This window comes from Nitrosomonas eutropha (genome assembly GCF_900116685.1).
GTDB lineage: Bacteria > Pseudomonadota > Gammaproteobacteria > Burkholderiales > Nitrosomonadaceae > Nitrosomonas > Nitrosomonas eutropha_A.
Genome location: NZ_FPBL01000010.1, coordinates 1 through 12251, shown reverse-complemented (window position 1 = coordinate 12251; position 12251 = coordinate 1). Strand labels below are relative to the sequence as shown.

The window sequence follows — 12251 nt, the reverse complement described above, 5'->3', positions numbered from 1 at the left end:
ATATAGCGCAATCTGATCAACCTGAAGTATCGAACATTTATAATTTATATGCAGGCTATCTATTGTTTTATGGCCTGTTGACTGTAATTCAGTGTTTCCTTGGCTGGCACCAGATTACATATTGCTGTCAATTCTGTGTGATTTTATTTTTTAACCTGATACATTATTAACCTTGTCAAACAGGTTTCGTATAATCACGTAGAGTAAAATAACCACGTTGCGGAAGAATGTGTATTAGGAGTGTGTTTACTTGATCTGGAGATGATTCAATTAATTAGGGAGATGGAGTTTTCGGGCTTGGTTTTAGTACCGAAAGTATCTAAAAAATTCATCGATTTTTACGGGGAAATTCGGAAATGAAAAGAATAAATTCTGATCGTTTTGCAAAGAGTGTTTTGGTTCTGTTTCTTGTTGGAGTTATTTCCGGTTGCGGTGACCAACCTGAAGAAACCACCAAGCAAAATCAGCTAGAGATAACTTCGGAAGCTGCTCAGAGTAATGAGAGTGCAGTTGAACCGGGATCAGCTGAAGCTGGAGAAGCGACAGAAGAATCATTGGAATCTATACTGGCAAGAGCAGATGAAATTATTCAACGAACCGGATCGGCAGTCAATGCTGCGGGTGATGATGTAAAACACGAATTGGAAGAAACTGCTGGGAATTTTGCTGAAAAAGCTGATTCTGTTCTGGCAGAGGCTCCAAAAGTGAGTGAGGCAATAAAAGAAGCTGTCAACGATGGGTTGGATGTTGTCAAAGCTGCACCGGATCTTATTCGTAAAATTCAGCAGGCGTTGAAGGATGCGGGTCTAAATCCCGGGACAGCAGATGGCATGATGGGTCCTCGCACTCAAAATGCATTGGTGGACTTCCAGAAACAACATGGTTTGGCTGAAGGTAAAATAACCAAAGAAACATTACGAGAACTGGGAATTACTTTCTGATTTTCTGCTGTAAATAGCAGCTTTACCGGGAAATAATGAATCTGTTCCGGCTATAGAATCTGACTGGGTATGATGTAATGAGCGTGAGTTAGTCGGCAAAAACCATTTTTTGTAGAATAATGATGACGCTACAGTAGGGTTTTGATACGGAGGGGTCTAGTATTTTTGTTCAGAGTCCTGAAATAGAATTCTTCCGAAGAACTGTGTAGAATTTCCGACCGTTTAATTATTTATTTCTGAGAGACATCTTTCGTGGCGTTCCTTGTTCAAAAATATGGCGGTACTTCGGTAGGTAGTGTTGAGCGCATTAAGCAGGTTGCGCACCGAGTAGCTGAATTCCGGGCACAGGGACACGAACTGGTGATTGTTGTGTCTGCTATGAGTGGGGAGACAAATCGCCTTATCTCTTTGGCAAAGGAAATTCAAACCAATCCAAATCCTCGTGAACTGGATGTTGTTCTGGCAACAGGTGAGCAGGTTACGATCGGGTTGCTGGCAATGGCTTTGCGTGAACTGGGTATCAAGGCAAAAAGTTATACTGGTCCCCAGGTCAGTATCACAACTGATAGCGCTCACACCAAGGCGCGTATCCTGAAGATTGATGAAGATCGTATTCGTGCTGATTTGACTGCTGGTAATGTGATTATCGTTGCTGGATTCCAAGGTAGGGACGAAGTGGGTGATATCACTACACTTGGGCGAGGTGGTTCGGATACGACTGCAGTTGCACTTGCTGCAGCACTCAAAGCTGACGAATGTCAAATCTATACGGACGTCAATGGTATTTACACAACAGATCCGCGAGTAGTACCGGAAGCTCGGAAACTGAATACTATTACCTTTGAAGAAATGCTTGAGATGGCCAGTTTGGGCTCCAAGGTGCTGCAGATACGTTCGGTAGAATTTGCTGGAAAATACAAGGTCAAGCTCAGGGTTCTTTCCAGCTTTGAAGAGGGTGAAGGTACGCTGATTACGTTTGAGGAAGATAACAAGATGGAACAGCCTATAATCTCAGGGATTGCATTTAATCGTGACGAATCGAAGATTACGGTTGTTGGTGTGCCGGATCATCCAGGTATTGCTTATCAGATACTGGGTCCGGTTGCAGATGCCAATATCGACGTGGATATGATCATTCAAAATATAGGGCGTGACGGTACCACTGATTTTTCATTCACGGTTAACCGCAATGAATACGCCAAGGCAATGGATATCCTGAAAGAACAGGTGTTACCGCATATTGGTGCTCGTGATGTGATTGGCGGAGAAAAGATCGCCAAGATTTCAGTGATTGGTGTAGGAATGCGTTCCTATGCCGGCATAGCTAGTAAAATGTTTCGTGTTCTAGCTGAAGAAGGGATTAATATTCGAATGATCGCAACTTCAGAAATTAAGATTTCTGTCGTAGTAGATGAGAAATATATGGAGCTGGCCGTCCGAGTTTTGCATAAGGCATTTGATCTGGATCAGGCAAATAACAGCAGCACAAAAACGTGATAACATTGCCGGCTATTCCAAGTGTAAGTTATCGTAAAAACATCATTTACGGAGAGATGGCCGAGTGGTCGAAGGCGCTCCCCTGCTAAGGGAGTATAGGCTCAAAAAGCTTATCGAGGGTTCGAATCCCTCTCTCTCCGCCACTTCAGTTTCTGGCGGCACAACCGTTAGTATCATTGTCGCCACTCTCTCTTGCCATTATTCCCTGTTATTCCGGTAGGGCATCCATAGGGAACTTCTGCATTGCCAGGTATTTCCTTGCGGTATGAGTCTGGGTCGCGAAAAAGATTGATGAAATGACATCAGCATGGAAGAATCATCTTCCATGTCCCCGTCTCTATTACCTGATGAACTGAAAATGAATTTAAAATTTCCGCTGCCAGGTGTTTCTGGTATGTTTGCCGTATTCGTGTATGGTAGATATTCTTCACTGCGATCATGTCTCGACGGAAATGGTGCCGAGAAGCACAGTGGCGCAATGCCGGCTGTTTATATCGTCCGCAACCACACGCGCTTGTCATCCGCCCTGGTTGCCGCATCCCTTTTTTCAGTGACAGCACTGACTTCGCCGGTACTGGCGGCAGATCTGAGCTGGACTGGAGCCACCAGTAATGACTGGTTTACGACAGGTAACTGGTTGTCAGGAAGTGTGCCAAGTGTGCCAACAGAGAGTGACTCTGTGGGCATCTATAGCGTTTATCCAAGTGTCATTGGCACGGCTGGTGCAGTTGCCGATACGGTTTATCTCGGTGCCGACAGCAACGGAGCGAATGCTGCATTGCAAATTACAGGCAGTGGCACGCTTTCCACCAGAGATGCATATCTCGGTATTCTCAATAATTTCTCTGGTACGGTGACGGTCGACGGGCCGATTTCAGAATGGCAGGCCCGTGAGCTCCATGTTGGCCGCTCCGGCACCGGCACATTGACGGTTTCCGGTGGGGGTTCAGTAGATGCCTATATCGCCTATGTCGGCGAGAATGACGGATCCAGTGGCACATTGCGCATCGAGAGTGGTGGAAAGATGACTAGCACTTCTGGTGGTTACATCGGGGTGCATGCCAACGCTGACGGGAAGGCAACAGTAACCGGGCAAGGTGCGCAGTGGATTGCTAATGACAAACTTGTAATCGGCATGGAAGGGGAAGGTTCCCTTTTCATCTCAGACTATGCTTCTGCAAGTGTGACTGGCAGGGGCTCTATTGGAGTCGGCACAGAAATTGGATCATATGGTTCATTAGTGATTAATAGTGGCAGCACGCTTTCTGGTGTGTCTGGTTTTATCGGTGGCTCCTCCGGCTCTATGGGCAGGGCAAACGTAATCGGATCTGACTCACAGTGGACCAGCAGCAACAGCCTCGCTGTTGGCCAGAATGGACACGGTACATTAACTGTTTCAGACGATGGTTTAATCCAGGCGCCGATTATTCATGTGGCGAGTTTGGGTGGAGGCACTGGAACGGTCAATATTGGTGAGCAGTCGGGTGTTACGGCTGCAGCACCCGGAATACTGGACACGCCCAATATCGCTTTTGGCGGTGGCACAGGCACGCTGGTCTTCAATCACACGTCGAACAATTACCTTTTTGCGCCGGTAATATCAGGCGAAGGTTTCATCAAGGCCGAAAATGGGCGGACAGTACTCACCGGCAATTCCACTGGTTTTACCGGTAGTACGGCCATTCTTTCTGGCGCAACACTGCAACTTGGTAATGGCGGCACGACTGGTTTGATCGCCGGCAATATGGTCAACAATGGCACGCTGGCATTCAACCGTTCTGATACAGTAACTTTAGCCGGCGCGATCTCCGGTAGCGGTGCGGTGCAACAGATTGGTGCCGGTACGACTATCCTGGCCGGCAGCAACAGCTACACCGGCGATACGAAGATTCTCAGCGGCACGCTACAGTTCGGGAACGGCGCGGCAGGTGGCAGCAATACGCTGGGCGGCAGGCTGGATGTGACTGGCGGTACGCTTGCGATTCAAACACCGGCAACGCTGAGTATTGCTCAGGGTGCGACCTTCGCTGGCAATAATACTGCACTGTCGATTGTTGCCACGCCCGGTGCTCCTTCTCTTCAGGCAAACAGTGTCGTACTCCGCAATGGCGTTACCTTCAACCTTGGTGGCATTAACAGCCCAAGCCAGCTCGACAAGGTCCTGATCGATACGGCTGCCGGTATTACCGGTAATTTTGGGGTGGTTACGGTAGGCGGCTTCAGCGGACCGGTAGATTATCTCGCGCTATCTACCCGCAAATCGGCTGACAATCTGCAATATCTCGCTACCTATGACTTGAGCTGGATGACCGGCAATAATCTGGCCCATGGTACCTTTACCCTGACTAACCCTGATGACAGTTTTGTGGTCGGCGTGGCACTTACCGATCAGATTGCTAATGTTGTAACCGGCTGGAACGGTTCATCGCTGGCCAAGGCGGGGAGCGGTACGCTGATTCTGACTGGTGCCAACACCTACACCGGTGGCACTACGATCACCAGCGGTACGTTGCAACTTGGCAATGGCGACACGACTGGCTCAATCACCGGTAATGTGGTCAACGATGGCGTGCTGGCATTCAACCGTTCTGATACGGTCACTTTTGCCAGTGCGATCTCTGGCAGCGGCGCGGTGCAGCAGATTGGTGCCGGTACGACTATCCTGACCGGCAGCAACAGCTACACCGGTGGCACGGAGTTCCATGGGGGCACGCTGCAAATCTCATCTGATGCCAATCTCGGCGCACCCTCAGGTGGGCTCAGCTTTACCGGCGGCACGCTCGCAACAACCGCAAGCTTTGACTCCATCCGTTCGGTGAGCCTGACGCAGCCAGGTCGCATCAACGTTGCATCCGGCACGGAACTTGGTCTGCGGGGAGGGGTATCAGGCGGCGGTGATCTGGTCAAGCAGGGGGATGGCACGCTACGGCTTGATCATGGTGCCAATACTTATGGCAATACCCGCGTTGAGGCAGGTGCGCTCATCGGCAATGCCGGCTCGATCTCAGGCAATATCAGCAATGCCGGCACAGTAGTGTTCGATCAGGCGGGCAATGCAGGCTTTACAGGGGATATTGCTGCGCTGAACGGCACCACCGGCACTATGGTCAAGCGCGGTATCGGCTCTTTGACGCTGGCTGGCACATCATCACTCGGTTGGGTGGTCCAGGCCGGCAATCTGATTTCTTCGGCCGAACGCTTCGGTGGCAATATCATGGTCGATTCCGGTGCATCCTTCACATTCGATCAGATCGCCGCTGCCACTTATGCCGGCGTGATCTCAGGTAACGGCAATCTGATCAAGGCTGGTACAGGCGGCCTCAACCTGACCGGCAATTCCTCAGCTTTTACGGGAACAACTTCGGTTGGGGCCGGAACACTGGCTGTTAATGGAGAGCTTGGCGGAACTGTTGATATTCTGTCTGCCGGTCGCCTGCAAGGTACGGGTACAGTGGGAAATGCTGTAATTACAGGGATGGTGGCGCCAGGCAATTCGATAGGCACGCTGCACGTCGCTGGTGACATTGGCTTCAATCCGGGTTCGATTTACGAGGTCGAGATCAACGCGGCCGGACAATCAGACCGGATTGATGCCGCCGGTATGGCAACCCTCAATGGGGGATGGGTGCAGGTGCTGGCCGGGGCGGGCAGTTATTCGCCCCAGATGCGCCATACGATCCTTACTGCCCGGGGTGGCCGAACCGGCACTTTCGATGGCGTGGCCCCGAATCTCGCTTTTCTCGATCTTCTGCTCGACTACGATGCCAGCAACGTTTATCTGATGGCGAAGCGCAATGATGCCGCATTTGCGAGCATTGGACAGACGCCAAACCAGACTGCTACCGGTGGTGGTGTCGAAAGCCTCGGTCCGGGCAACCTGATTTACGATACCGTGCTCAACCTTTCTGCAAACCAGGCTCGTTTCACCTTTGATCAGCTTTCCGGTGAGTTCCATACATCGACCAGGACTGCGCTGATCGAGGATAGCCGCTTCATTCGCGATGCCGTCAACGATCGCATTCGCGGCGCTTTCGATAACACTGGTGGATCAGGCGGCACAGTCGTTGCCTACGCTGGTGATCATTTCCAGCTGGCAGATGTCAATACGGAGCGTTTTACAGTCTGGGGACGAGGTTTCGGTTCCTGGGGATATACCGGCAGCAATGGCAATGCCGCACGTTTCAACCGCTCGACCGGCGGCTTCTTCATCGGCGCGGATACATCAGTTCTTGGCAACTGGCGCGTTGGTACGGTGGCCGGCTACAGCCAGACCAGCTTCAACGTGAAGGATCGCCGCTCTTCGGGATCGGTCGGCAACTACCATATCGGCCTCTATGGGGGTACGCAGCGAGGCAACATTGCTTTCCGTACCGGTGCTGCCTACATCTGGCATGACATCACGGCGAGCCGCGACGTTGTGTTTCCCGGATTCAGCAGCAGTCCGGAGAAAAATTACCGGGCTGCAACAGCGCAGATCTTTGGGGAGCTCGGCTATGGGATCGATGTAAGAAACGCGCGACTGGAGCCGTTTGCCAATCTTGCGCATATCCATCTGCATACGGAAAAATTTGTCGAGAAAGGCGGGGTTGCAGCACTGACCAATGCTTCGTCGAATACCGATACAACCTTTACCACACTTGGCCTGCGCGGCTCGACGGATCTGAATCTGCGTGGCACGAAGATCACAATCCGGAGTATGGCAGGCTGGCGTCATGCCTTTGGCGAAACCGCTCCACTTTCAACCATGCGTTTTTCTGGTGGTGATGCCTTTGCCGTCGGGGGGGTGCCGGTCACACGCAATGCGGCTGCAGTTGAAGCCGGATTCGACCATTCCCTGTCGCGCAATGCATCACTTTCCCTCTCCTACGCCGGCCAGTTCGGCTCCAAGCTTTCCGATCAGTCCGTCAGGGCAACCTTCAGCATGAAATTCTGAGATGGTTATCTGGCAGGTTTTGCTGCGGCACCATCAGTAAAAGAAATTTCCAGAATGTCATTGCTATGTCATCATTGTCCTGCATAATTTGTGCTGTTAACCATATCCCCTCAGTGAGATGAAAGATGTCTGCAACGGTTCTGGTGATAGAAGATGAACCAGCAATTCAGGAGTTGATTGCCTATAATCTGCGCAATGCGGACTATATTGTTGTATGTGTAAATAGTGCTGAGCACGCGGTAGTAAAGATTAATGAGATATTACCGGACCTGATATTACTGGACTGGATGCTCCTGGGTAAAAGTGGCATCGAATTTGCGCGATCACTGCGCCGAGATCCGCGTACCAGGTCGATTCCTGTCATTATGCTGACTGCCCGGGTAGAGGAAGGTGACAAGGTGTCTGGGCTGGAAGCAGGAGCGGATGATTACATTACCAAACCATTTTCACCACGCGAGCTGATCGCCCGGATAAAGGCAGTTTTGCGTAGGAGTCTGCCCGAAGCTTCTGATGAAATTCTCAATGCTGAGGGAGTGAGGCTGAACCCGATGACGCATCGGGTAACAGTCATTAATCAGGAAGATGGATTTCGAGAAAAGGAATTACTGGTCAGTCCCACTGAATTTCGATTGCTGCATTTTCTGATGGCTCATGCTGAGCGTGTGCATACTCGCGCCCAGTTATTAGATCGGGTATGGGGTGATCATGTTTTTGTCGAAGATCGGACGGTTGACGTTCACATACGCCGGTTGCGCAAGGTGCTGGAGGTTGCTGGAAAAGCTGATTTGATCCAGACAGTAAGAGGGGCCGGGTATCGTTTTTCCACGCGAAATGAAGATGCTTTCTGAAATTGGGATGCGCTGGCCAATGAGATATCGGTAAGTTATACTGCCTTGACAAGCGCCATAGGTGGATGAGCCATATTAATGGCAATTGCAGGGCGCTTTTTGTCTTTTCAAGCACGAATACTTGATGCTGCTGTTTCTTCATAACAAGGTGTGGCTGTAACCAGTTGCTCCTGCCAATCAGTTATTCCCATTGACAGTGCTGTTCCGGAAGAGTTGTTTTTTTTCAGGCAGTGAGGCTGTTTTCCGCAGTGATTCACGTGAACGACCAAATTAGAGGAATGTAAAAATGAGTGTGAAACCAAAAATAATGATTTCTTCGCTTGATGCGGAGAGATTAGAAATGTTGCTGGATTCTCTTCCGCAGAGTGTATTTCCAGGAAGAGATGATCTGGAAGCCGAGCTTGCGCGCGCTGACGTGGTGGACCCAGAGGAAATTCCGCCCACTGTGGTCACAATGAACTCAACTGTCAGATTTAGGGTTGAGTCTTCGGCCGAGGAGTTTTGTCTGACGCTGGTCTATCCAAAGGATGTCGATACTAGTGGCGAGAAGATCTCGATCCTTGCACCAGTAGGAAGTGCCCTGCTGGGACTTTCACAGGGAGATGAAATTGAATGGCCAAAACCAGGCGGAGGGGTATTGCGTGTGCGTATTGTAGAAGTAACCTATCAGCCTGAGCGTTCCGGTGAATATTATCGGTAAGTGAACATGCTGTTTTCTGGAATTCTTTTGTTCTTTGTATAAAACCAGTTATGAATAACCAGCCAGTGATTCTGGCAATCGATCAGGGAACAACCAGCACTCGTGCCATTCTATTTTCGGCAACATTGGAAATTCTCGCGGTGCAACAGAAAGAGCTGAAGCTACATTATCCACACAAGGGGTGGGTCGAACAGAATCCAGAAGCTATCTGGCAGGATACGCTCGAAGTTTGTCATGCGGTACTGGAACACAATGTCAGTATGGTAGGGTCGGTTGCTGCTATCGGCATTACTAATCAGCGTGAAACAACTATTTTGTGGGATCGTAAAACCGGTAAACCTGTTTATCCTGCCATTGTCTGGCAGGATCGTCGCACCGATATTGGTTGTGAGCAATTAAAAGCTCAAGGGTATGAGCCAATGGTAACAGCCCGGACTGGCTTGTTGTTTGATCCTTATTTTTCTGCAACTAAAATTGCCTGGATACTGGATAACATTGAAGGAGTTCGTTCTCGGGCAATGCGTGGTGAGCTGGCATTTGGAACGGTAGATTGTTATTTGCTCTGGCACCTGACCGGTGGGAAGGTGCATGCTACGGATGTGACGAATGCTGCGCGGACACTGTTATTCAATATCGTCGAGCAGAAATGGGATGCAGATTTGCTGACATTGTTCGATATCCCGGAAGCGATTCTGCCGGAAGTTCGCGATAATGCAGCCAGGTTTGGGATGACTGATCGGGTCTTGTTTGGGCGGGGAATTCCCATCGGTGGCATGGCAGGAGACCAGCATGCTGCACTAATCGGGCAAAGGTGCTTCCGGCCAGGAATGGTCAAGTCTACTTACGGTACAGGTTGTTTTGCTCTCATGAATATCGGCTTGGATTTCAAGCCTTCGCAGCATCGTTTACTGACCACGCCAGCGTATCGTCTGAACGGCAAGATGGTTTATGCTATCGAGGGATCTATTTTTATTGCCGGTGCAGCAATTCAATGGTTGCGAGATGAGCTGGAGTTTTTTCAGGAGGCTGCGGCGAGCGAGGCGCTGGCGCTCAGTGTGCCAGATAGCAATGAGGTGTATTTTGTGCCTGCCTTTACTGGTCTTGGTGCGCCATATTGGCGGCCGGGTGTGCGAGGTATGATCAGCGGATTATCGCGAGACACAACGCGGGCGCATATTGTCCGCGCCGCGCTGGAAGCGCAAGGCTACCAGACCCGGGATCTGATGGAGGCGATAGAAGAGGATGGCGGTCATCATGCCGAGACTATCCGTGTGGATGGAGGACTGGTCGCAAACAAATTCATGTGTCAGTTTCTTGCTGATATGTTGAACAAGCCAGTGGAAGTACCAAGAATAACAGAAGCAACAGCACTGGGCGCGGCGATTCTGGCCGGTCTGACGGTGGGTTTATTTGTCGATCTGGAAGCAACTGGAGATTACTGGCAGCGGGATAAAATCTATACTCCCACGATAGCAGAAACTGAGAGAGAACGCTTGTATGCGGGCTGGAAAACTGCAGTTCAATCGCTTCTGCACGCCTCCAGAAATTAGCTTGTTGAGCTTGTTAAAATGAATTCCAGTGAATAATCGTGATTGCGCTGGGTAGAGAGAAAGTCTGTAGTAAGTTGTAAAATATTTGTCTGATGTGATGGGCTGAAACAGATTGGAGTACTTTTGGTTATGCTGATGAATCTTCCCAATTCTTTGACGTGGCTACGCATAATGGCTATTCCTCTGTTTGTTGGTATTTTTTACCTGCCATCAGAATGGTTATCTCCAGCCGCGCAAAATCTGGTTGCAGCTATTGTATTTGGGGGGGCCGCGTTGACTGACTGGCTGGATGGCTACTTGGCTCGGGCACTTAATCAAACTTCCGCATTTGGTGCTTTTCTTGATCCGGTGGCTGACAAGTTGATGGTAGCTGCTGCGCTGATTGTTTTGGTACATCTGGATCGGCTTGATGCGTCGATTGCCTTGATTATCATCGGCCGTGAAATTACGATTTCCGCTTTGCGTGAATGGATGGCACAAATTGGTAAATCTAAAAGTGTGGCGGTTTCCTTTCTGGGCAAGATCAAGACAGCAGCGCAAATGGTGGCGATTCCTTTATTGCTTTACCATGATAGGGTTCATGATTCATTCGATTCACAAATGATTGGTACCTGGTTGATTTATATTGCTGCCATTCTGACATTGTGGTCCATGATCTACTATTTGAGAGCTGCTATTCCACACGCTATTCATCGTCATTGAAGAAATCTTCGAGTAATCAGTAATAAGGTATATCCCGCCATGTAAACGGGGTTGGTTGATTAAGATTTCGGAAAAAATAAAACAAAAGAGAATCTGCCTGCTCTTAGAGCCTGTTTATGATCTTCTGAGTATCAGTGCTATGAAGGCCAGATGAATGAACTGCAAGCTGGTATTGAGTTTGCGCTCGCAGTTTTTCCATAACCTTCAGTTCTTCTCCAACCAGGCAAAGCTGCGCTCGACGATCCAGCGTTTGGGGATAACCTTGAACGTGCGCAATTCACTGCGCTTGGCAATCTGCACTGTCACGTGCTCGCCCAGGATGTCCTTGACGCCCTGGGCAAAAGGCTGGCCGACGTAGCCGCTATCACACAGCAAACTTTGGATTTGCTTCAAGTTCGGTTTGCAGCGCTTGAGAGCCTGCAATGCTCCTTTGCGATCAGTCACTTCTGCCGTGGTTACCGCAACCGCATGCGGCAAACCCTGGGTATCTACCGCGATATGACGTTTGATGCCCGATATCTTCTTGCTGGCGTCATAGCCCTTCTGGCTCGCTGTGTCCGTGTTCTTCACGCTTTGTGCGTCCACGATCAGGAACGTGCTGCAAGCATTGCGCCCCAACTTCTCTCGGGCCGCGCCAACCTGATTTTTTTAACGCCCGCTCCAACAGGCTGACGCCATCCTGGTCGGGCGCGCTCCATTTACGCCAATAGGCATATACGCTCTGCCACCTGGGAAACTTGTCGGGCAGGTATCTCCATTGACAGCCAGTGCGCAGTAATGGCTCTATCTCGGCAAACTTCTCTCGGCTGATGTCACTGGCGTATCTTGGTCTCTTCATCCATCTATTATCAGGGGTGAGAAACAGATTGTAAACAGGCTCTTACTCAGCATCTATAAGCTTTTGGTAGGAGCGTACCTGCCTGTTTTTACAAGAAAAATAAATCCAGTGAGTTGGAAATCCTTTTGCATATAAACATATATCCATAATCATTTCATGGTTTATTTTATTTTGAGGGATGATCTGGTTTTTGTGGAGTGGTTTTTGCTGTGAGGATTATTGTAATCAATTGATTTTGTGTT

General features: G+C 49.7%; 7 protein-coding genes, 1 tRNA gene and 1 pseudogene. 8 read left to right on the top strand and 1 reads right to left on the bottom strand.

The window, feature by feature from the left end:
• The first annotated feature begins 356 nt into the window (after nt 1-356).
• From BM331_RS09385 to pgsA, 8 genes are all read left to right on the top strand, one after another.
• A complete protein-coding gene (locus tag BM331_RS09385) occupies nt 357-941 on the top strand; it encodes a peptidoglycan-binding domain-containing protein (protein ID WP_074929092.1) in 585 nt (194 codons plus the stop codon).
• A gap of 252 nt (nt 942-1193) precedes the next feature.
• The gene (locus BM331_RS09380) at nt 1194-2438 is read left to right on the top strand and encodes an aspartate kinase (protein WP_074929091.1); all 1245 of its coding nucleotides are present in this window, start codon (nt 1194-1196) and stop codon (nt 2436-2438) included.
• Between the two features lie 50 nt (nt 2439-2488).
• A tRNA-Ser gene (locus BM331_RS09375) sits at nt 2489-2581 on the top strand.
• 215 nt (nt 2582-2796) lie between these two features.
• Entirely contained in the window at nt 2797-7371 is a 4575-nt protein-coding gene (locus BM331_RS09370; RefSeq protein ID WP_177217859.1) for an autotransporter domain-containing protein, read from the top strand.
• A gap of 125 nt (nt 7372-7496) precedes the next feature.
• Nucleotides 7497-8219, top strand: coding sequence for a phosphate regulon transcriptional regulator PhoB (gene phoB / locus BM331_RS09365; protein ID WP_074929089.1), 723 nt, complete (start codon nt 7497-7499; stop codon nt 8217-8219).
• A gap of 286 nt (nt 8220-8505) precedes the next feature.
• Nucleotides 8506-8919: a nucleoside diphosphate kinase regulator gene (gene rnk, locus BM331_RS09360; RefSeq protein WP_011635101.1), complete on the top strand. Its 414-nt coding sequence runs from the start codon at nt 8506-8508 to the stop codon at nt 8917-8919.
• A 50-nt stretch (nt 8920-8969) separates the two neighbouring features.
• The gene (glpK, locus tag BM331_RS09355) at nt 8970-10469 is read left to right on the top strand and encodes a glycerol kinase GlpK (protein ID WP_074929088.1); all 1500 of its coding nucleotides are present in this window, start codon (nt 8970-8972) and stop codon (nt 10467-10469) included.
• A 129-nt stretch (nt 10470-10598) separates the two neighbouring features.
• Nucleotides 10599-11171, top strand: a complete 573-nt coding sequence (gene pgsA, locus BM331_RS09350; protein WP_074929087.1) for a CDP-diacylglycerol--glycerol-3-phosphate 3-phosphatidyltransferase — start codon at nt 10599-10601, stop codon at nt 11169-11171.
• Nucleotides 11172-11285: 114 nt separating this feature from the next.
• Here pgsA and BM331_RS11465 read toward each other — a convergent pair.
• A pseudogene (locus tag BM331_RS11465) lies at nt 11286-12009 on the bottom strand (IS5 family transposase).
• Between the last annotated feature and the right edge of the window lie 242 nt (nt 12010-12251).

Coding starts and splice junctions, on each gene's coding strand:
- BM331_RS09385 (WP_074929092.1), top strand. CDS start 357: ATGAAAAGAATAAATTCTGATCGTTTTGCAAAGAGTGTTTTGGTTCTG.
- BM331_RS09370 (WP_177217859.1), top strand. CDS start 2,797: ATGAATTTAAAATTTCCGCTGCCAGGTGTTTCTGGTATGTTTGCCGTA.
- phoB (WP_074929089.1), top strand. CDS start 7,497: ATGTCTGCAACGGTTCTGGTGATAGAAGATGAACCAGCAATTCAGGAG.
- rnk (WP_011635101.1), top strand. CDS start 8,506: ATGAGTGTGAAACCAAAAATAATGATTTCTTCGCTTGATGCGGAGAGA.
- glpK (WP_074929088.1), top strand. CDS start 8,970: ATGAATAACCAGCCAGTGATTCTGGCAATCGATCAGGGAACAACCAGC.
- pgsA (WP_074929087.1), top strand. CDS start 10,599: ATGCTGATGAATCTTCCCAATTCTTTGACGTGGCTACGCATAATGGCT.